The 19,479-nt window shown below is 73.0% G+C and carries 15 protein-coding genes; 9 read left to right on the top strand and 6 right to left on the bottom strand.

Features of this window, described 5'->3' with window-relative positions:
- Positions 1 to 50 precede the first annotated feature (50 nt).
- Complete coding sequence (locus FKN01_RS11765) at positions 51 to 1,175, top strand: aryl-sulfate sulfotransferase (RefSeq protein ID WP_143619349.1); 1,125 nt, start codon at positions 51 to 53, stop codon at positions 1,173 to 1,175.
- 8 nt (positions 1,176 to 1,183) lie between these two features.
- Positions 1,184 to 2,515: a uracil-xanthine permease family protein gene (locus FKN01_RS11760; RefSeq protein ID WP_143619347.1), complete on the top strand. Its 1,332-nt coding sequence runs from the start codon at positions 1,184 to 1,186 to the stop codon at positions 2,513 to 2,515.
- Between the two features lie 69 nt (positions 2,516 to 2,584).
- Here the strand turns inward: FKN01_RS11760 and FKN01_RS11755 are convergent, their stop codons facing one another.
- Complete coding sequence (locus FKN01_RS11755) at positions 2,585 to 3,430, bottom strand: phospholipid scramblase-related protein (protein WP_143619345.1); 846 nt, start codon at positions 3,428 to 3,430, stop codon at positions 2,585 to 2,587.
- A 116-nt stretch (positions 3,431 to 3,546) separates the two neighbouring features.
- On the opposite strand from FKN01_RS11755, the gene FKN01_RS11750 reads away from it, so the two are divergent.
- The 4 genes from FKN01_RS11750 to FKN01_RS11735 all read left to right on the top strand — a co-directional run bounded on the left by FKN01_RS11750 (position 3,547) and on the right by FKN01_RS11735 (position 6,712).
- Entirely contained in the window at positions 3,547 to 3,966 is a 420-nt protein-coding gene (locus FKN01_RS11750) for a hypothetical protein (protein ID WP_143619343.1), read from the top strand.
- A gap of 94 nt (positions 3,967 to 4,060) precedes the next feature.
- Positions 4,061 to 4,741, top strand: coding sequence for a DUF3105 domain-containing protein (locus FKN01_RS11745; protein WP_143619341.1), 681 nt, complete (start codon positions 4,061 to 4,063; stop codon positions 4,739 to 4,741).
- Positions 4,738 to 5,388: a DUF305 domain-containing protein gene (locus FKN01_RS11740; protein WP_143619339.1), complete on the top strand. Its 651-nt coding sequence runs from the start codon at positions 4,738 to 4,740 to the stop codon at positions 5,386 to 5,388. Before FKN01_RS11745 ends, FKN01_RS11740 begins: the two co-directional genes overlap by 4 nt.
- A gap of 88 nt (positions 5,389 to 5,476) precedes the next feature.
- On the top strand, positions 5,477 to 6,712 hold the full coding sequence (locus tag FKN01_RS11735; protein WP_143619337.1) for an ROK family transcriptional regulator: 1,236 nt from the start codon (positions 5,477 to 5,479) through the stop codon (positions 6,710 to 6,712).
- A gap of 152 nt (positions 6,713 to 6,864) precedes the next feature.
- On the opposite strand, the gene xylA is transcribed toward FKN01_RS11735, so the two are convergent.
- The gene (xylA, locus tag FKN01_RS11730; RefSeq protein WP_143619335.1) at positions 6,865 to 8,034 is read right to left on the bottom strand and encodes a xylose isomerase; all 1,170 of its coding nucleotides are present in this window, start codon (positions 8,032 to 8,034) and stop codon (positions 6,865 to 6,867) included.
- A 229-nt stretch (positions 8,035 to 8,263) separates the two neighbouring features.
- Between xylA and xylB the strand changes: the two genes are divergently transcribed.
- The 3 genes from xylB to FKN01_RS11715 all read left to right on the top strand — a co-directional run bounded on the left by xylB (position 8,264) and on the right by FKN01_RS11715 (position 11,943).
- Positions 8,264 to 9,754: a xylulokinase gene (gene xylB / locus FKN01_RS11725; RefSeq protein WP_143619333.1), complete on the top strand. Its 1,491-nt coding sequence runs from the start codon at positions 8,264 to 8,266 to the stop codon at positions 9,752 to 9,754.
- Positions 9,755 to 9,838: 84 nt separating this feature from the next.
- Positions 9,839 to 11,104, top strand: a complete 1,266-nt coding sequence (locus FKN01_RS11720) for a VWA domain-containing protein (RefSeq protein ID WP_185992815.1) — start codon at positions 9,839 to 9,841, stop codon at positions 11,102 to 11,104.
- On the top strand, positions 11,104 to 11,943 hold the full coding sequence (locus FKN01_RS11715) for a hypothetical protein (RefSeq protein ID WP_143619331.1): 840 nt from the start codon (positions 11,104 to 11,106) through the stop codon (positions 11,941 to 11,943). Before FKN01_RS11720 ends, FKN01_RS11715 begins: the two co-directional genes overlap by 1 nt.
- A gap of 47 nt (positions 11,944 to 11,990) precedes the next feature.
- On the opposite strand, the gene FKN01_RS11710 is transcribed toward FKN01_RS11715, so the two are convergent.
- The 4 genes from FKN01_RS11710 to FKN01_RS11695 all read right to left on the bottom strand — a co-directional run bounded on the left by FKN01_RS11710 (position 11,991) and on the right by FKN01_RS11695 (position 19,045).
- Positions 11,991 to 13,178, bottom strand: coding sequence for a GDSL-type esterase/lipase family protein (locus tag FKN01_RS11710; protein ID WP_143619329.1), 1,188 nt, complete (start codon positions 13,176 to 13,178; stop codon positions 11,991 to 11,993).
- Between the two features lie 22 nt (positions 13,179 to 13,200).
- Positions 13,201 to 13,779 carry a TetR/AcrR family transcriptional regulator gene (locus FKN01_RS11705; RefSeq protein ID WP_143619486.1) on the bottom strand — a complete coding sequence of 193 codons (579 nt, stop codon included), beginning with the start codon at positions 13,777 to 13,779 and terminating at the stop codon, positions 13,201 to 13,203.
- Positions 13,780 to 13,857: 78 nt separating this feature from the next.
- Positions 13,858 to 16,128 (bottom strand): alpha-xylosidase, encoded by a 2,271-nt coding sequence (gene yicI, locus FKN01_RS11700; RefSeq protein WP_143619327.1) that lies wholly within the window; start codon positions 16,126 to 16,128, stop codon positions 13,858 to 13,860.
- 52 nt (positions 16,129 to 16,180) lie between these two features.
- The gene (locus FKN01_RS11695; RefSeq protein WP_143619325.1) at positions 16,181 to 19,045 is read right to left on the bottom strand and encodes a glycoside hydrolase family 3 C-terminal domain-containing protein; all 2,865 of its coding nucleotides are present in this window, start codon (positions 19,043 to 19,045) and stop codon (positions 16,181 to 16,183) included.
- Positions 19,046 to 19,479 lie beyond the last annotated feature (434 nt).

Here is a 19,479-nt window from a genome sequence, read left to right as displayed (position 1 = left end):
GGTTAATCTTTTAACTGCCACCTAAAAAAATTAACCAGGAGGGCCGATTCATGCCTCTCGTCGACCAGAACCAGCGACGGCGCCGCGGTACCGGGCTCATGGCCCTGGACGAAGACGCCAGCTATGGCGGATACACCCTTTTCGCCCCGCTGACCGGCGGCGGCGAGGTGTATCTGATCGACCTCCGCGGCGAGGTGGTCCACCAGTGGAACCTCCCGTACCGGCCGGGGCGGCACGCCCGCATCCTGCCCAACGGCAATCTGGCCTACAGCGGTGTCCTGCCGGACGAGCCGGCGCTCTTCCCGATGTGGCACAAGTACCGCGGCGGGATCATGCAGGAGATCACCCCGGACGGCGCGGTCGTGCGTGAGCACCGCGACCGCTACCAGCACCACGACGCCCACCACTACGGCGACGGCCGCATCCTCTACACCGCGCTGGAGCCGCTGACCGGCGACGCCGCCGCTGCGGTCCGGGGCGGCGTGCCCGGCTCGGAGGCCGAGGGGACGGTGTGGGCGGACACCATCGTCGAGGTGGACGCGGACGGGAAGACGGTGTGGGAGTGGAAGGTCTCCGAGCACCTCGACCGCGAGGCCTTCCCGCTGCACCCCGACTACGCGCGCGAGCACTACCCGCTGATCAACAGCGTGCTGCCGACCAGTGACGGCAACATCCTGGCGAGCTTCCGGTCCGTCTCCGCCGTCGTCGTCATCAGCCGCGCGACCGGTGAGATCATCTGGCGCAGCGAACCCGGCGTCGTCTCGCAGCAGCACTGCCCGACCGAACTCGACAACGGCAACTTCCTCGTCTTCGACAACGGCGTCTTCCGGCCGCACTGGGACGTGCCGTTCAGCCGGGTCATCGAGATCGACCGGTCGAGTGGCACCATTGCCTGGGAGTACCACGACCCGGCCCGCGAGTCGTTCTTCGCCCCGTTCATGGGCAGCGCCCAGCGCCTGCCCAACGGCAACACCCTGGTGACGGACTCCCCGGCGGGACGCCTCTTCGAGGTGACCGCGGACGGCTACCTCTGCTGGGAGTACGTGGTGCCGTTCTTCGGCGGCTACCAGGAGGAAGAGGTGCGCAAGCTGTTCCCCTCCGAGCCCAACGCCGTGTTCCGCTCCTACCGCTACTCGGCCCAGGAGCTTCCCTGGCTCGACGTCCCGAAGGGCTGAGCCGGACCGTGGCCTCCCCCGTCCCCGCCGCCGCCCCCGAGGCACCGGCCCCGTCCGTCGCACCGGTCGACGAGCGGCTGCCGCTCCCCCGGCTGGCCCCGCTCGCCTTCCAGCACCTGCTCGCGGGGGTCGCCGCCCCCGTCTCCTCCGTCATCCTGATCGGCACCACCCTGTCGCTCACCGCGTCCCAGACGGCATCGCTGCTCAGCGCGACGCTGCTGCTCTGCGGCATCGGCGCGCTCCTGCAGTCCCTGGGGGTGAGGGCCCTGCGGATCGGTGCCCGGCTGCCGTTCCTGATGCTGCCGGGCGGCGCGGCGGTGGCGATCTTCCTCCAGGTCGCCAAGGAGCACGGTCCCGCCACCGCCTCCGGTTCGGTCCTCATCGCGGCGGTCTTCCTGATCGCCGTGCTGCCGCTCTACGGGCGCCTCGTGCGGTACTTCCCGCCGCTGGTCATGGGCACCACGGTGGTCCTGATCGGCATCAACATGATCAAGATCACCGCGCCGATGATCGCCTCAGGGCCGGGTCTCGGCTTCGCCACGCTCGGCATCACCGCGCTGTTCTTCCTGCTCCTGCGCGGCATCTGGCGGCAGATGTCGGTGCTCTTCGGGCTGGCGGGCGGCACGCTGGTCGCCGCGCTCAGCGGTACGGCCTTCCACATGGCGCACGGCAGCGCGTTCGCGCTGCCCGACCCGTTCCCGTACGGCACCCCGCACTTCGATCTGCTGGCGGCCGTGCCGCTGCTGGTGTTCGCGCTGGCCTCGCTGGCCGAGGCGACCGGGCAGACCGTGCTCAACAGCGAGGCGGTGGGCCGGACCCCGGACGCGGCGCGCGATGTGCCGCGGATCTCCCGCGCCGACGCCGTGACCTCGCTGGGCGCCGGTGTCTTCGGTACGTCGCTGATGGTGACCAGTGCCGAGAACATCGGCATCGTCCAGCTCACCCGGGTGCGCAGCCGGTTCGTCACGGCGGGCGCCGGGGTGCTGCTGATCGCGTGCGGTCTGATCACGCCGCTCACCCGGCTGCTCGCCGCCATCCCGGAGCCGGTGGTCGGTGCCGCGGGGCTGATCATCTACGCCGTGATCGCGACGATGGGGTTCTCCATGCTCAGCAGGGAGGACCTCGGCCACGGCACGAACGGCATCGTGGTGGCCCTGGCACTCTGCGTCGGCCTGCTGCCGGTCTTCGCCCCCGACATGTACGCGGGACTGCCGGTGTGGGCCCGTACGGTGTTCGGCAGCGGGGTGGCCGCCGGAGCCCTGGCCGCCGTGGTCCTCGCCGCGGTGTTCTCCCGGCTGGGGCCCGCCGACGAGGGGCCGCCGGACCGCGCCCCCCGCTGAGCGCACGAGGACGCCCGCACCCGGTCCGGGGTGCGGGCGTCCCTGTGCCCGGGCGCGCGGGGCCCGGGCTCAGCCCAGGCCGCGGGCGTCCTGCTTGAGGGCGGTGTCCACGGTCAGGGCCGTCGCCACCACGAGGCTCAGCAGCGGCTCCGGCAGCTGGTAGTGGATCTGGAGGACGTAGTTGTCCGCCGTCGTGAACAGCGTCTTCGCCAGCCCTTCCCAGGTCTTGGTGATCCGGGCGATCTCCTGGTCGTTGTGGTCGACGATCGCGAAGTTCCAGGCGCGCCAGTTCTCGGCCTTGATCGCACCGATCTGCTGTCCGCCGGCCATGATCGCGAAGTTGATCTTGCCGATGGCGTTCTGCTGGACGATCTCGCCGACCGGCTGACCGTCGGGGCGCTCCACGACGACCCGGGACTTGATGAACTTCGCGGGGCGGGTCAGCAGCAGCTGCGGCCGGCCGTGCGCGTCGCGGATCTCCAGGCGGTGGGTCAGGTACTGGTCGATGCTGGTCAGGAACCGCAGCACCTTGCGCATGGCGCCCTGGCCGACCTGGACGACCGAGCCGATGGTGTTGCCGTGCTGATCGAAGACGCTGTACTCGTTCGTCACCTCGATCAGCTTGGCCTTCTGGTTCACGACCAGGACCTGCTGATCGAAGAGCGAGCCGCCGGGGGCGCCGCCCTGCGGGTGCTGCGGGGCACCCTGCTGGGGAACGGCCGTGGGCTGCGGCGCCGCCGGCTGCTGCGGCACCTGGGCCTGCGGCTGCTGCTGCGGCTGCGCGGGGGCCTGGGCCTGATCGCCCGCGGGGTGGGTGTGCTCCGTCCACTGGGAACCGTCCCAGTAGCGCAGCAGCTGAGGGGCGCCGTGCGGATCGGGATACCAGCCCGCAGATACGTTCGAGTGCGTGGTCACCGGGGCACACTATCTCGCCACGGCCGGAACCGAGCTCCCGCCGGTGGAATCCACAGGTTCGCCGCTTCTTCCCGCGCACTGCTTGAATCTTCAACGCGCCGCGTACGATGTGCGGGATGAACAGGGTGAGCGAGGGGGCGGAGCGGCTGCGCGGCACCGGTGCGCCGGTCGCGCTCGCCTGGCTGTTCGTCCTGGTCACACTCGTCTCGTGCTGCGCGACGCAGCCCGTACGCCCCCACCCCTCCCCCGAGTTCGCCCCGGCCTCGGCCCTCGCGACGCAGACCGACCTCACGGTGGTCCGGGTCGTGACGGCCGACGCCCCCGGCGACCGGGGCGTGGGGGATTCCTGCCACGACGCCTCGCAGCATTCGGCGCCCGTCGTGCTGCCCGCCCAGCCGGGTCCGGCGGCGGTCCCCTCGACGGCCGTGGCGCTGCTCCCGCACCGCCCCCTGACCGGCGGTGAGTCGATCCGGGGCCCTTCCAACGACGCGGTCGGCGAGGTCGACCCCCTGCGCCTTCAGGTTCAGCGGACCTAGGACGGCCGGGGACGCCCGTGCCCGTTCGCGGGTGCGGCGGCTCCCCCTGCCGTACGCAGTCCGTCTCACGACCCTATGAACCGAAGGACCCGTCATGGCTTCCGCCGACAAGCAGAACACCGGCAAGCAGAACACCGGGAAGCAGAACAGCCCCGCCGCCGCCCGCCGCGCCAAGCTGGAGGAGGCCCGCCGTCAGGAGCGGGCCCGTGAGCGCCGCTCCCGCGTCATCACGCTCGCCGTAGGCGTGCTGGTGGTCGCCGGGCTCGTGGTCGGCGGCGGTTATCTGATGAATGCGGCCGATGAGCAGGACAAGGCCGAGGCCGAGGCCAAGACCTCGCCCGTCACCGGCGAGAAGAGCTGGGACAAGCTGACCCAGAACCATGTCGACAAGACCGTCGACTACCCGATGAACCCGCCGGTCGGCGGCGACCACAACCCGGTGTGGATGAACTGCGACGGTGACGTCTACACCGACGCCATACCGAAGGAGAACGCCGTGCACTCGCTGGAGCACGGCGCGGTGTGGGTCACGTACACCAGCGAGGCGAAGCCCGCCGACGTCAAGAAGCTGAACGAGCGGGTGTCGGCCACGCCGTACTCGCTGATGAGCCCGGTGGAGGACCAGGCCGCGCCGCTGATGCTGAGTGCCTGGGGGAAGCAGCTCACGGTCAAGAGCGCCACCGACCCCCGTGTCGCGCAGTTCTTCACGAAGTACGTGCAGGGCCCGCAGACCCCTGAGCCGGGCGCCGCCTGCACCGGCGGGATCGCCGGGTGACGGCCGCCCCGCGCACCTCACGGCCCCTGGTGGTGGCCGGTGGTGCGGTGCTGCTGCTGGCGCTGGCCCTGATCGCGCTGACCTTCGTACGCCCGTCGACGTCGGCGCCCTCGGCGGCGGCGTCCGCCGCCGCGCCGGCCGAGACCTCGGCCGATGTGGGGTTCGCGCGGGACATGGCGGTCCACCATCAGCAGGCGGTCGAGATGGCGTTCATCGTCCGGGACCGCACCTCGGACGAGGCGGTGCGCCGGCTGGCGTTCGACATCATCAACACCCAGGCCAACCAGCGCGGCATGCTCCTGGGCTGGCTGGAGATGTGGGGCCGGGCGAAGAGCTCCCCCGGGCCGCCCATGGCGTGGATGGGGCACACCTTCACCCCGCGGGGTGACGGCGCGCTGATGCCCGGCATGGCCACCGACGCCGAGCTGGACGAGCTGCGGGCCGCTAAGGGCAGGGACGCCGAGATCCTGTTCCTGAGGCTGATGACCACGCACCACAGGTCCGGCGCCGAGATGGCGCGGGCGGCGGCCTCGGCGGCGAAGACCGAGGAGATCAGGAACCTGGCGTCGGGCATGGCCCTGGCCCAGAAGTCGGAGATCGCGCTCATGGCGGACATGCTCGAGGAGCGCGGGGCGTCCGCCTCCTGAGCCCCGGGCCGGGCCCCGCGGTGCGGGGCCCGGTTCGCCCGGATCGCGACCGTACTGGCGTACGGAATCGCATAGGCTCAGGTCCGATATGAAGAGCAACCTCACACCGCTGGGGCCCAAGGCCGACAAGGACACCGTCCGGCGCAGCAATCTGAGCCTCGTGCTGCGGGCCGTCCGCGACGAGGGCGAGGCGACCCGGGCCGGTGTCGCCGCGCGCGTGGGGCTGACCCGGGCCGCCGTGTCCTCGCTGGTCGAGCAGCTGCTCGAAACCGGGTTCCTGACCGAGTCCGGCAAGACGTTCAGCGGGCAGGCCGGCCGCCCCGGGACCGCGCTGAGAACCGCCCGCACGGGGCCGGCCGGGCTCGGGGTCGAGGTCAACATCGACTACGTGTCGGTGTGCGTGGTCGACCTGGCCGGCACCGGCCGGGTCCGTCTCACCGAGCACCTGGACAACCGGGGCACCCCGCCCGCCGAGGTCCTCGCGCGGGCGGCCGGGATCGCCGCGCGCACCCTGGACTCGGCGCGGGAGCAGGAGCTCTACCCGGTCGGTGTGGCCCTGGCGCTGCCGGGCCTGGTCTCGGGCGGCGCGGTGCGCCAGGCACCGAACCTGGGCTGGAACCAGGTCCCGGCCGAGGAACTGTTCGCCGCCGCGCTGACCGCCGAGCACCCGGGCCACCAGGAGCTGCCGGTCCGCTCGGAGAACGAGGCGAATCTGGCGGCCCTGGCCGAGCTGTGGTTCGGCGGCCTGGAGCGCATCCGCAGCTTCCTCTATCTGACCGGTGAGATCGGCGTGGGCGGTGCGCTGGTGATCGACGGCGAGCTGCTGCGCGGGGCGCACGGCTTCGCCGGGGAGATCGGCCATGTGGTGGTGGACCCGAGCGGTCCGCAGTGCCGGTGCGGTTCGCGCGGCTGCCTGGAGCAGTACGCGGGACAGGCGGCGCTGCTGCGGGCGGCCGGGATCGACGGGGGCGGCGGACTCGGGGTCGCGGAGCTGGAGCGGCGGGTGCGGGCGGGCGACGAGCGGGCGGTCGGCGCGGTCGCGGAGGCCGGGCGGATGCTGGGGCGGGTGCTGTCGGGCGCGGTCAATCTGCTGGACCCGGACGCGGTGGTGCTCGGCGGGATCTACCGGAACCTGATGCCGTGGCTGGCCGCGCCGGCCGACGGGGAGCTGACGGGCCGGGTGGTCTCCGGGCTCTGGGCGCCCGACGGGGGCCGGCTGCGCGCGTCGTCGGTCGCGGGGGACGCGGCCCGGGGCGCGGCGGCGCTGGTGATGACGGACGTGCTGGCCGACCCGGTTGCGTACGCGCGCCCGGCGCCGGCCTGAGAGGTACGGAAGGCGCCGGCCCGGGACGTACGGAAGGCGCCGGCCCGGGACACACGGAAGACGGCGGCCCGGGACATGCGAAAGACGGCGGTCCGGGACACGCGGAAGGGGCGGACGCTTCGTGCGTCCGCCCCCTTGCCGGCCCCGTGGGGTCAGCGGACGCCGAGCAGGTGGTCCATCGCCAGCTGGTCCAGGGCCTCGAAGGCCATGCCGCGCTCGGCCGCCGCGTCCACGTCGAACTCCTCGAACGCGGAGCGGTCGGCGAGCAGCCCGGCCACGCCGTCCTCGGCGGTGCGCTGGGCCAGCTCGTCCAGGCGGGCGGCGCGCAGGGCGTCCTGGACGGCCGGGTCGGCGCGGAAGGCGGCGGCGCGCTCCTTGAGGATGAGGTAGTTGCGCATGCAGCCGGCGGCGGAGGCCCAGACGCCGTCGTAGTCCTCGGTGCGCGGCGGCTTGAAGTCGAAGTGGCGCGGGCCGGCGTAGTCGGAGTTCTCCAGGAGGTCGACCAGCCAGAACGCCTGGCGCAGGTCGCCGGCGCCGAAGCGGAGGTCCTGGTCGTACTTGATGCCGGACTGGCCGTTGAGGTCGATGTGGAAGAGCTTGCCCGCCCACAGGGCCTGGGCGATGCCGTGCGGGAAGTTCAGCCCGGCCATCTGCTCGTGCCCGACCTCCGGGTTGACGCCGACCATCTCGGGGCGCTCCAGGCGCTCGATGAAGGCGAGGGCGTGGCCGATGGTGGGGAGGAGGATGTCGCCGCGCGGCTCGTTCGGCTTGGGCTCGATGGCGAACTTCAGGTCGTAGCCCTGCTCGGTGACGTAGTCGCCCAGGAGGTCGAAGGCTTCCTTCATCCGGTCGAGCGCGACGCGGATGTCCTTGGCGGCGCCGGACTCGGAGCCCTCCCGGCCGCCCCAGGCGACGTAGGTGGTGGCGCCCAGCTCGACGGCCAGGTCGATGTTGCGCATGGTCTTGCGCAGGGCGTAGCGCCGGACGTCCCGGTCGTTGGCGGTGAAGGCGCCGTCCTTGAAGACGGGGTGGGTGAAGAGGTTCGTCGTGGCCATGGGGACGACGAGGCCGGCCGCGTCGAGCGCCTGGCGGAAGCGCTTGACGATGCCCTCGCGCTCGGTGTCCGAGGAGCCGAAGGGGATCAGGTCGTCGTCGTGGAAGGTCACGCCGTACGCGCCGAGCTCGGCGAGGCGCTGGACGGAGTCGACCGGGTCGATCGCGGCGCGCGTCGCGTCACCGAAGGGGTCGCGGCCCTGCCAGCCCACGGTCCACAGACCGAAGGTGAACTTGTCCTCGGGGGTCGGTGCGAAGCGTTCCGTCATGGTGGTGCCGCCTTCGGGGCCGTGGGTCCGCAGCCGGTCGGGCGGCCGAACCTCAATTTGTTCACTGTCATGACTAATCATGCACGGACAGCCCGTGCGACGTAAAGCCCCAGGAGCGGAGAGGTCCGGACGCCGCTCCGGCGAACCCGGTCCTGGGCCTGTTCCGCGCGGGTTCGATCACGTAATTTGTTTTGCGTACGATCAAATACATCAGCGAATGAGGTCAGCCATGCCGCCGCATACCGTCGTCATCGGTGTGGACAGCTCCACCCAGTCCACCAAGGCGGCGTTCACCGACACCGCCACCGGCCGGCTGCTCGCCGTCGGCCGCGCCCCGCACGTGGTCACCGGCGAGGGCGGTGCGCGCGAGAGCGACCCCGAGGTCTGGTGGCAGGCCCTGCGCGACGCGGTCGCCGCCGGGCTGAAGGAGTCCGGGATCGCCGCGACGGACGTGGTGGGCATCGCGGTCGCCGGCCAGCAGCACGGCCTGGTCGTCCTGGACGCCGAGGGCCGTCCGCTGCGCCCGGCCCTGCTGTGGAACGACACCCGGTCCGCCCCGCAGGCCGCGGCCCTCACCGCCGCGCTCGGCGGCCCGGACGCCTGGACCGCGCGCACCGGTTCCGTCCCGGTGGCCGCGATGACCGCGTCGAAGTGGCAGTGGCTGCGGGAGAACGAGCCGGAGACCGCCGAGGCCGTCGCCGCGGTGCGCCTGCCCCACGACTTCCTGACCGAGCGGCTGTCCGGCCGCGCGGTCACCGACCCGGGCGACGCCTCGGGCACCTGCTGGTACTCCACCGCGACCGGCGCCTACGACCCCGAACTCCTCGCGCTCATCGGCCTCGACCCGGCGCTGCTGCCCGAGGTGGCCCCGAGCGGCGGGGCCCGGGCCGGTTCGCTGACGGACGCCGCCGCCGAGGCGCTGGGCCTGCCCGCCGGGATCGCCGTCGCGGCGGGCACCGGGGACAACATGAGCGCCGCCGTCGGGCTGGGCCTGGGCGGCGGCGGGCTCCTGGACCACCCGGTGCTGAGCCTGGGCACCTCGGGCACGGTCTTCGCGGCGTCCCGGACCCGGCCGGCGTCGGCCGCGCTCTCCGGCTTCGCGGCGGCGGACGGTACGTATCTGCCGCTGGCCTGCACCCTCAACTGCACGCTCGCCGTGGACAAGGTTGCGGCGCTGCTGGGCCTGGACCGCAATGACGCGGCGCCCGGCGGCGAGGCGGTGCTGCTGCCCTATCTGGACGGCGAGCGCACCCCGGACCTGCCGACGGCCGCCGGTCTCCTCACCGGACTGCGGCACGACACGACCCCGCGGCAGCTGCTCGGCGCCGCCTACGAGGGCGCGGTGGTGACCGTGCTGCGGGCGCTCGACGAGCTGTCGCGGGCCTGCGGTCTCGACCCGGCGGACCCGGAGGTGGCGGCCCGGCCGCTGCGCCTGATCGGCGGCGGCGCGCAGGGGCGCGTGTGGGTGGAGACCGTGCGGCGGCTGTCCGGGCGGCCGGTGATCGTGCCGGGCGCCGGGGAGCTGGTGGCGCTCGGCGCGGCGGCCCTCGCCGCTTCGGCGGCGACGGGCGCGGACCCGGTCGCGGTCGCCGCCGGGTGGGAGACCGGCGAGGACGTGCTGCTGGAGGCGGTGGAACGGGATCTGACGGCGTGGGAGCGGGTCAACTCCGTACTGGAGCGGGCGGCGGGGCCGCTGCTCGGCGGGGACCGCTCCGCCTGACCGGCCGTCATGTCGCCGCCGTGCGCGCGTACGGCGGCAACCAGCCGTTTTGGATAGCGAACTGATGTTCACTACTATCCGGCGATGATCATAAGAAGAAGGCTGACGGTCGGGGTGGGCGTCCTGCTCGCCACCCTGACCGCCGGGCTCGGCTCGGCGCTGCCCGCATCGGCCGACGAAACCCCCACGAAAGCCTCCCCCAAGGTCGAACTGGTCCTCGACGTCAGCGGTTCCATGCGCACCCGCGACATCGACGGCCAGTCCCGGATGAGCGCGGCGAAGCAGGCGTTCAACGAGGTCCTGGACGCGGTGCCGGAGCAGGTGCAGCTCGGCATCCGCACCCTCGGCGCCGACTATCCGGGCGACGACCGCAAGGTGGGCTGCAAGGACACCAAGCAGCTGTACCCGGTCGGCCCGCTGGACCGCACCGAGGCGAAGACCGCCGTCGCCACGCTCGCCCCCACCGGCTGGACCCCGATCGGCCCCGCGCTGCTGGGCGCCGCCGACGACCTGGAGGGCGGTGACTCCACCCGCCGGATCGTGCTGATCAGCGACGGCGAGGACACCTGCGGCCCGCTCGACCCGTGCGAGGTCGCCCGCGACATCGCGGCGCGCGGCATCCACCTGGTCATCGACACACTGGGCCTGGTGCCCAACGCGAAGATCCGCCAGCAGCTGACCTGCATCGCGGAGGCCACCGGCGGCACCTACACGGCCGTCCAGCACACCGACGAACTGTCGGGCCGCGTGAAGCAGTTGGTGGACCGGGCGGCCGAGCCCGTGGTCACCCCGGTCGCCACCAAGGGCGCCGGCAGCTGCACGGACGCGCCCGAGCTGAAGCCGGGCCTCTACACCGACCGCGAGAAGTTCGCCGAGCACCGCTGGTACAAGGTCGAGCTGCTGCCGGGCCAGGAACTGCGCGCCTCGGTCAGCGTGTTCGCCGACCGCGCCGTCAACAACGACTACGGGATGCTGCTGCGCGCGGTGACCACGCACGGCCGCGAGATCGTCCGGGGCGCCGAGTCCGGGACGGGGCGCACCGACGCCATCTCGTCCGGGCTGCGCTATCCGAAGCCCGAGCAGGACGAGGACGAGCGGACCCCGGAGACCGTGTGCCTCCAGGTCAGCAACTCGTTCTCGGCCCCGGCCTCGGTGAAGACCGCCCCCGGCATGCCGCTGGAACTGACCGTCGACGTGGTGGACGCCCCCGACGAGGCGGCGGACGTCGCCGCGTTCGGCCTGGGCCACGGCTGGTGGCTGCTGGGCCTGCTCACCCTGACCGGCCTGATCGTGGGTCTGCTCTTCGGCTGGATCTCGCGCTGGCGCATCGCTGTCTGGAGGACCCGCTGATGTCCCGTACGAGACGCGTGCTCGCGGGCGCGCTGCTGACCGGCCTGGCCCTGCTGACCGGGGCGGGCGCCGCCGCGGCCGACGACGCGTCGCCGAGCCCGAGCGCTTCCGGTGACGGCTCGGGCCCCACGGAGGCCGGCACCGCCTTCCGTACCGCCACCGCGATCCAGCAGGGCGAGACCGCCACCGCCGGGGCCTCCACCGGCGACTACCTGTACTGGGTCTTCCCGGCCGACGCCGGGCAGCGCGCCACGGTGACGGCGAAGGTCACGCTGCCCGAGAGCGCCAGCCGGCACGGGGCGCAGACCTGGCAGGTCGACGTGTACGACGGGCTGCGCCGCCGCCAGGCGTGCATGTACGGCAAGCAGACCGGCACCGCCGCGGCCGACGCCGCCACGGTCGAGCTGACCTGTGTGCTGCGCACGGTGCGGGCCAACGCCGAGCCGTGGGCCAACGACCCGCTGCCGGGCAGTTACTACGTCCGCCTCACGGTCGTGGACCTGGCCCAGGCCGACCTCGGTCTGCCGGTGCGCACCGAGGTCGAGGTGAACTCGAAGGACCAGGGCGGGTCCGTCGACGTGGACGGCAGCCTGTCGAAGCCGCTGGTCCCGGGGGTCTCCACGGCCGAGCGGGCCTCGGACGACGCGGCCGGCACGGACGCCTCCGCCGAGCCGGTCGCGATGGCCGGTGAGCCCGAGGACGGCTGGTCCTCCGGCTGGTGGACCAGCCGCTGGCTGTGGACGGCCGGCGGCGGTGTGCTCGCCGCGCTGGCGGGCGTCTTCGGCTACTCGGTGACCCGGGGCCGGGGCCGCCCGTCCCACGTGCCGCCGGGCGTCTGACGGTGTGCCGGGGCCGGGCGGGCGCGGACCCGCCCGGCCCCGGCGCTTCACGAGAAGGCGAACGCCCCCCGCGTTCCGAAGGCCAGCGCGGCGAAGCGGTCGCCCATGCGCAGGTGCGTCGCGGCGTCCGGGTGGAGGGCGTCGGGGAGGGGGAACTCCTCCGCGTCCGCCTCGCCGTACAGCTCGCGCCCGTCCAGATAGCGCAGCCGCGGGTCGCCGGCGGACCGCTGAGCCACCAGCCGGGCCAGTTCGTCGCGGATGACGCGGAGCGTCAGCTTGCCGGTGGCGCTGTCCTCGGGGTCGCCCATCGCCGCGAAGCGGACCCGGCCCTCGCCGAGGCGGCCGAAGTCGGGGACGCTGGGCCCCGGGGTGTCCTCGTGGATGGGGCACAGCACGGGTGAGACCACCAGGAGCGGGGTGTCCGGGTGGCCCTCGCGGATGGTGTCGAGGAAGCCGTGCACCGCCGGGGCGAAGGCGCGCACCCGCATCACGTCGGCGTTGACGAGGTTGATGCCGATCTTGACGCTGATCAGGTCGGCGGGGGTGTCCCGCATCGCGCGGGCCGTGAACGGGTCGAGCAGGGCGCTGCCGCCCAGGCCCAGATTGACCAGCTCGACGCCACCGAGCAGCGCCGCACGCGCGGGCCAGGTGGTCGTGGGGCTCGCGGCGTCGGAGCCGTGGCTGATCGAGCTCCCGTGGTGCAGCCACACCTTGCGGCCGGAGGCCGGGGCGGGCGTGACGGGCGCGTCGGTGTGCAGGGCGACGAGTTCGGTGCGCTCGTCGTACGGGAGCCAGATCTCGACGTCCTTCTCGCGGTCCGCGAGTGCGTCGAACCGTACGGACCCGACCGGTCCGGCGCGCAAGTGTGTCGCCCCGGTCGTCATGTCGACATCGAGGACGTTGCCGCCGCTCGCCGATCCCCGCGCCGCGAGGACGCCGTCCACCAGCAGGTCGTACACCCCGCCGGACCGAGAGGGTGCGCCCTGGTAGGCGGTGCGGGTGCGCCGCGCCTGCAGTTCGACCGCGGTGGCCCGGGTCCGGAAGGCCAGCCGTACGCCGGAGGGCTGGGCCTCGGCCAGGGCGATCTGGCCGTCCGGGGCCTGGGCGCGGGCGGCGGCGGGCAGGCGGTGCGGGAGCAGCCCGGTGTCGGTGCGCTCCACGGCGAGCGCGCCCCGCAGGAGGGCGGGGGTGACCGGGGTGGTGAACGGGAGGGGTGCGGGCGTGTCGGTGCTCATGGCTCCACCTGGGGCTCGGGGGTTACGAGGTCCGGGGTGCGGGCCAGTTGCGCAGGAGGGCGTCCAGCGCGTCGAGGGTGCGGGTCCAGGACTCCTGCGAGCCGGGGGCGCTGTGGCTGAACCCGCCCTGGGCCTCCAGGCTGACGAATCCGTGGAAGACGCTGCCGAGGAGCCGCACGGCATGCGTCTGGTCCGGCTCGGTCAGGTCGTAGCCGCGCAGGACGGCCCGGGTCATCCGCGCGTGCCGGCCGCCGGCACTGGCCGCCGCCGCCTCCGGGTCGAGCTTCATCTGGGCCGCCGCGTAACGGCCGGGGTGCTCGCGGGCGTAATCCCGGTAGACGTCGCCGAAGGCGCTCAGCGCGTCCTTTCCGGCCCGGCCCGCGAGCGCGGCGGCGCCCCGGTCGGCCATCTCCTCCAGGGCGAGCAGGGCGATCCGGGTCCTCAGGTCGTGGGAGTTCCTCAGGTGCGAGTAGAGGCTCGCGACCTTGACGTCGAACCGCCGGGCGAGCGCCGAGACCGTCACCCGGTCGAAGCCGACCTCGTCGGCCAGCTCGGCGCCCGCCCTGGTCAGGCGTTCGGCGGTCAGTCCCGCGCGCACCATGGTCGCCTCCTCGTCCGGGACGACCATCATGCGCGTGCCTAAGGGGCTTAGGCAAACACGGAAGGTGTCAAGGCGCGGTCACGCCCCGCGCACCGTCACCGTCCCCCTCCCCTCCGCCGCGGCCCCCGTCGCCTCGGCGACCACGCGGTAGGGGCGGTCGATGCGCTCCGAGGTGACCGTGAGGGTGTCCCCCTCGCGCGTCACCCGGAAGGTGGCGGCGGTGGCGCCCGCGTGGTCCGGCACGGTGACCGTCGTACCGTCCCCCTCGCCGAAGACCCGCAGCGTGAGCCCGTCCAGCCAGTCGCCGTCCGGGCGCCGGTCGTCCCCGCCCCAGGGCAGGACCGCGCCGGGGCGGACGAGGAGCGGGAGGCTGTCGAAGCCGTGGGTCTCCTGGCGCCAGGCGGGACCGGTGACCGTCTCGCCGGTGAGCAGATGGGTCCAGGTCCCCTCGGGGACGTAGTACTCGACCTGCCCGTCCTCCGTGAAGACCGGGGCGACCAGCAGGTCGGGGCCGAGCATGTACTGCCGGTCCAGGGTGCGGGTGGCCGGGTCGCCGGGGAATTCGAGCAGCATGGGCCGCATCACGGGGACGCCGGTGCGGTGGGCGGTGGCGGCGGCGCCGTAGAGGTACGGCATGAGCCGGTGCTTGAGCAGGGTGAACCTCCGGGCGACGTCCACCGCTTCCTCGCCGAACTCCCACGGCACCCGGTAGGACACGTTGCCGTGCAGCCGGCTGTGCGAGGAGAGCAGGCCGAAGGCGAGCCAGCGCTTGAAGACCGCCGGGTCCGGGGTGCCCTCGAAACCGCCGATGTCGTGGCTCCAGAAACCGAAGCCGGAGAGCGACAGGGACAGGCCGCCGCGCAGCGACTCGGCCATCGCCGTGAACGAGGCGAAGCAGTCGCCGCCCCAGTGCACCGGGAACTGCTGGCCGCCGGCCGTGGCCGAGCGGGCGAAGAGCACCGCCTCGCCCCGGCCGCGCTCCTCCTCCAGGAGTTCGAAGACGGTCTGGTTGTAGATCTGCGCGTAGTAGTTGTGCATCCGCTCGGGGTCCGAGCCGTCGTGCCAGACGACGTCGGTCGGGACGCGCTCGCCGAAGTCCGTCTTGAAGCAGTCGACGCCCTGGTCGAGCAGCAGCCGCAGCTTGCCGGTGTACCACTCGCGCGCGGCGGGGCTGGTGAAGTCGACCAGGGCCATGCCGGGCTGCCACAGGTCCCATTGCCAGACGTCGCCGTTGGGGCGGCGGACCAGGTGGCCGAGCTCGGCGCCCTCCGCGAACAGCGCCGACTTCTGGGCGATGTACGGGTTGATCCACATGCTGATCCGCAGCCCGCGTTCCTTGAGCCGGGCGAGCATGCCCTCCGGGTCCGGGAAGACCTCCGGGTCCCAGAGGAAGTCCGACCACTGGTACTCGCGCATCCAGAAGCAGTCGAAGTGGAAGACGGACAGCGGGATGTCGCGTTCCGCCATGCCGTCCACGAACGAGGTGACGGTCTCCTCGTCGTACGAGGTGCAGAAGGACGTCGTCAGCCACAGGCCGAACGACCAGGCCGGCGGGAGCGCCGGGCGGCCGGTGAGCGCGGTGTAGCGGGCCAGCACCTCCTTGGGCGTCGGTCCGGCGACGATGTAGTACTCCAGCGACTGGTCCTCGACGCTGAACTGCACCTGTCCCACGGACTCCGAGCCGACCTCGAAGGAGACCCTGCCCGGGTGGTTGACGAAGACGCCGTAGCCGCGCGAGGAGAGGTAGAACGGGACGTTCTTGTAGGCGAGTTCGCTGCTGGTGCCGCCGTCCGCCTGCCAGATGTCGACGCTCTGGCCGTTCTTCACGTAGGGGGTGAAGCGCTCGCCGAGCCCGTAGACGTTCTCGCCGACGTCCAGGGCGAGTTGCGCGACCATGTGGTGGGCGCCGTCCGGGGTGGTGGCGAAGGCGGTGCCCTTGGGATCGACCCCGGTCAGGCGGCGCCCCGCGGCGTCGAGGAAGGTGAGGCCCCAGGGCCCGCCGGCGTCCATGCGCAACGTCAGCGGGCCGCTGGTGAGTTCGGTGACCTCGCCGTCCTGCCGGGTGCGGGCGCCGGAGCCGGCCGGGTCGAGCCCGGGGAGGGCGAAGTCCGGGCCGCGGCGGGCCTTGCCGGCGTGGTGTGTGGTGCGGACGCCGATGATCCCCTCGGCCGGGGAGAAGCAGTCGACGGTGATGAGCGGGGTGTTGAGGGTGTCGCCGCGCGCGGCCACCCGTTTCACGGCCGCGTAGGCGGTGAAACGGTCGGCGCTCACGCGCAGATCGCGGATCTCGGTCGCGTAGGAGGCGCGTACGCCCTCACGCATGAGCCAGAAGCCGTCGGTGAACTTCATGCGGACTCCTTGCCGGGGGCAACGGAAGGGGGAACGGGGAGACTGCGGTGTGTCACGCGCCGGTCCCGGTGAAGCCGAGCCGGGCCAGCCGGACGGTGCCGCGCAGGGCGACGCGCAGGTCTTGCGCGCCGGAGGCGGTCAGACCGGCGTGGAAGGTGCGGTGGTCGTAGGGTCCGTCGGTGGCGGGCACCGGGACGGTGACGGTGGAGCCGTCGACGGTGATCAGGACGGCGCCCTCGCCCGAGGCGAGCACCTCGGCGCCGCTCACGCCCGCGCCGAAATCGCATCGCCGGTAGAGGAGTTCGTTGGCCTCCGCGGTGGCGGTGACCGCGTCGCCGTCCGTCTTCGCCCGGTCCACGATCGCGGTGCCCAGCTGCTCGTCGTAGTCGGCCGCCTCCAGACCGCGGACCAGGACCGGGCGCGGCCCGGCCGGTTCGCCGTCGACGGTGACGACCGTGACGCTCCGGATGTCCGAGCTGGAGGCGCCCGCCTGGATCTCGTAGGCGCCGGGCTCGACGGTCCAGCGGCCGTGCGCCACGTCCCAGTGGCCCAGCTCTTCGACCGGCACGGCGAAGGCGACGCGCTCCGCCGCCCCGGGCGCCAGGTGCAGCCTGCGGTGTCCGGCGAGTTGGCGCAGCGGCCGGGTGACGGACGGGGCCACGGCCCGTACGTACAGCTGGGCGACCTCGTCGGAGGCGACGGCGCCGGTGTTGGTGACGTCCAGCGAGACGTGCAGCAGGCCGTCCTCGACCGAGGCGGTCAGGTCGCTGTACGTGAAGTCGCTGTAGGTGAGCCCGTGGCCGAACGGGTACAGCGGGGTGCCGTTGTAGTAGAGGTAGGTCTGCCGCGAGCCGATGATGTCGTAGTCCAGGAGGTCCGGCAGCTCCGCGTCGGAGGCGTACCAGGTCTGCGGCAGCCGCCCGGCCGGGGAGACGTCGCCGGCGAGCACGCGGGCGAGCGCGGTGCCCGCCGCCTGGCCGCCGTGCGCGGTCCACAGCAGCGCGGGCAGCGTGGCGGCGGCGTCGGCCAGCGCGTACGGGTAGGCGGAGGTGACCGCCAGGACGGTGCGCGGGTTGGCGGCGTGGGCGGCGCGCCAGAGGCGTTCCTGCTGGGCGGGCAGGTCGAGGGTGGCGCGGTCCTCGGTCTCACGGCCGTTGATGTGCGGGTCGTTGCCGACGACCACGATCACGGTGTCGGCGGCAGCGGCGGCGCGGGCGACGGCGTCCTCGCCGCACTCGGTCACCTCGATCTCGAAGACGGTGGCGCGGGGCGCGGAATTTTCCTCGTCCGGGACGGCAACCTTCACGCCGTCGGCGGCGACTGAGACATACCCACCCGTTCCGATGTGCAGAAGGCGGTGACCGCCGGCATGCCCTTCCACCGCCTCCCACCGGAAGGTCTCCTGGACGATCCAGCCGCCCGGCTCGTCCGCGGAGGCGCGTACGCGGCCGTCCTCGGCGACCGAGAGATAGCGGCCGTCCGGCTCCCGCAGGGTGATCACACCGCCGCCCCAGTCCACGAGCGCCAGCTCGGACGGGGTGTCGGCGCAGGTCAGCGGCGGCAGGTCGGTGCGGCCCGCGAGCAGTGCCGGGTCCAGGGCGCCCTCCGCGCCGCGCTCCGCTTCCCCGGCCGGGCCGGCCTCGGGGATGTGCAGCCAGCCGTCCGCGCACTTGACGCGGATCAGGTCGGCGCCCTCGGCGTGGACCACGCGGTCGGCGCCGAAGCGCTCGCGGAGTCCGTCGAGGGGCGTCGACCGGTGGATCAGGGTGCCGCTGTACCAGTCGAGTTTGCAGGCGTCCGCGAGGAGCCCGACGACGGCGACGGTCCGGCCGGCGTCCGGGTCGAGGGGCAGCAGTCCGTCGTTCTTGAGGAGCACGACCGCCTGCTCGGCGGCCTCCAGGGCGAGCGTCCGGTGCTCCTCGGTGTCGAGGGCGTCGGTGTCCGCGTACGGGTCGAGGCCGGGGTCGAACTCGCCGAGGGCGAAGCGCATGTGGAGCAGGCGGCGGACGGCGGTGTCGATGTCCTGCTCGTCGATGAGGCCGCGCTTCAGGGCGCCCTGGATGCGGCCGGTCATGACGGAGGAGTCCTGGCCGTGGTCGGTGAAGCTGTCGACGCCGGCGCGCAGGGCGGCGGCGGTCGCCTCCTCGTGGGTGTCGAAGTAGTGCTCGGAGTCGACCAGGTTGCTGGGCGCCCCGGCGTCGGAGCAGACCGCGAGGGGCTGTTCGGTCCAGCTGCGCAGGTGCCGGGAGAGCAGCGGGGACACGTGGTTGGGGCGGCCGTTGACCAGGTTGTACGCGGGCATCACCCCGGCCACCGCGCCCGCCCGGACGGCGTCGCGGAAGGCCCTGAGGTCGTATTCGTGCAGCACCCTCGGGCGGACCGAGGAGGACGAGGTGTCGCGGTCGGTCTCGTTGTTGTGGGCGAGCCAGTGCTTGAGGACGGGGGCGGTGCGCCAGTAGTGCGGGTGGTCGCCGCGCAGGCCCCGGGTGTACGCGACCGCGATGGCGGAGGTGAGCCCGGCGTCCTCGCTGTACCCCTCCTCGCCGCGTCCCCACAGCGGGTGGCGCAGCAGATTGACGGTGGGCGCCCAGACGTTGAGCCCGACCCGGTCGTCGTGGGCGCGCTTGGTGCGGACCTCGTCGCCGACGGCCGCGCCGATGCGGCGGACCAGCTCGTCGTTCCAGGTGGCGCCGAGGCCGACGGCCTGCGGGAAGACCGTGGCCCGCCCCATCCAGGCGACGCCGTGCAGGGCCTCCTGGCCGGTGCGGAAGGCGGCGAGCCCGAGCCGGTCGACCGCGGGGGCGAACTGGTGCAGCATCGCGACGCGCTCGTCGGGGGTCAGCCGCCGGAGCAGGTCGTCGACGCGCTCCGCGAAGGGCAGTCGCGGGTCGCGGAAGGGCTGCGGTTGTTCCGTCACGTGCGGGTCCTTCGTCAAAGGTGGGAGGTATGGCGGTGCCGGCGCGTCGTGCGGGCCACTGAGCAGCCTCGGACGATCTTTCGAAGCGCTTCGATGCTCAAGGGCTCACCCCAGGTGTGTCAAGGCCTTGTCCTCGACCCTTGCCGCCCGCGCCTCCTTGCTGCACCAGGAGGGCCGGAGCAACAGGTCGGAGGTATCTGTGAACGGACTCTTGTGCGACCGGGACCCTTCACTTAACCTCGCTGCAACATCGAAGCGCTTCGACAGAGCTTCGACAGATTTGCGACGGGGCGCCCTCGCCCCTGATTCCCCGGGACGGCGACACCGTATGGCGCCTCCCTGTTGAACCGCCGCACCTGGTGCGCCTCGAAGGGTTGACGCAATGACGCCGAATGACTCCCCCTCCGCCTCCGCCCCGAGCCGGAGAAGCTTCC

Origin of the sequence: Streptomyces sp. 130, assembly GCF_007096885.1 — a bacterium.
GTDB lineage: Bacteria > Actinomycetota > Actinomycetes > Streptomycetales > Streptomycetaceae > Streptomyces.
The sequence above is the reverse complement of the archived record's forward strand: the minus strand, read 5'-3'. Positions and strand labels throughout refer to the sequence as shown.

Coding starts and splice junctions, on each gene's coding strand:
- FKN01_RS11705 (WP_143619486.1), bottom strand. CDS start 13,779: ATGGTGCGCGCGGGACTGACCGCCGAACGCCTGACCAGGGCGGGCGCC.
- FKN01_RS11750 (WP_143619343.1), top strand. CDS start 3,547: ATGAACAGGGTGAGCGAGGGGGCGGAGCGGCTGCGCGGCACCGGTGCG.
- FKN01_RS11735 (WP_143619337.1), top strand. CDS start 5,477: ATGAAGAGCAACCTCACACCGCTGGGGCCCAAGGCCGACAAGGACACC.
- FKN01_RS11765 (WP_143619349.1), top strand. CDS start 51: ATGCCTCTCGTCGACCAGAACCAGCGACGGCGCCGCGGTACCGGGCTC.
- xylA (WP_143619335.1), bottom strand. CDS start 8,034: ATGACGGAACGCTTCGCACCGACCCCCGAGGACAAGTTCACCTTCGGT.
- xylB (WP_143619333.1), top strand. CDS start 8,264: ATGCCGCCGCATACCGTCGTCATCGGTGTGGACAGCTCCACCCAGTCC.
- yicI (WP_143619327.1), bottom strand. CDS start 16,128: ATGAAGTTCACCGACGGCTTCTGGCTCATGCGTGAGGGCGTACGCGCC.
- FKN01_RS11745 (WP_143619341.1), top strand. CDS start 4,061: ATGGCTTCCGCCGACAAGCAGAACACCGGCAAGCAGAACACCGGGAAG.
- FKN01_RS11720 (WP_185992815.1), top strand. CDS start 9,839: ATGATCATAAGAAGAAGGCTGACGGTCGGGGTGGGCGTCCTGCTCGCC.
- FKN01_RS11715 (WP_143619331.1), top strand. CDS start 11,104: ATGTCCCGTACGAGACGCGTGCTCGCGGGCGCGCTGCTGACCGGCCTG.
- FKN01_RS11710 (WP_143619329.1), bottom strand. CDS start 13,178: ATGAGCACCGACACGCCCGCACCCCTCCCGTTCACCACCCCGGTCACC.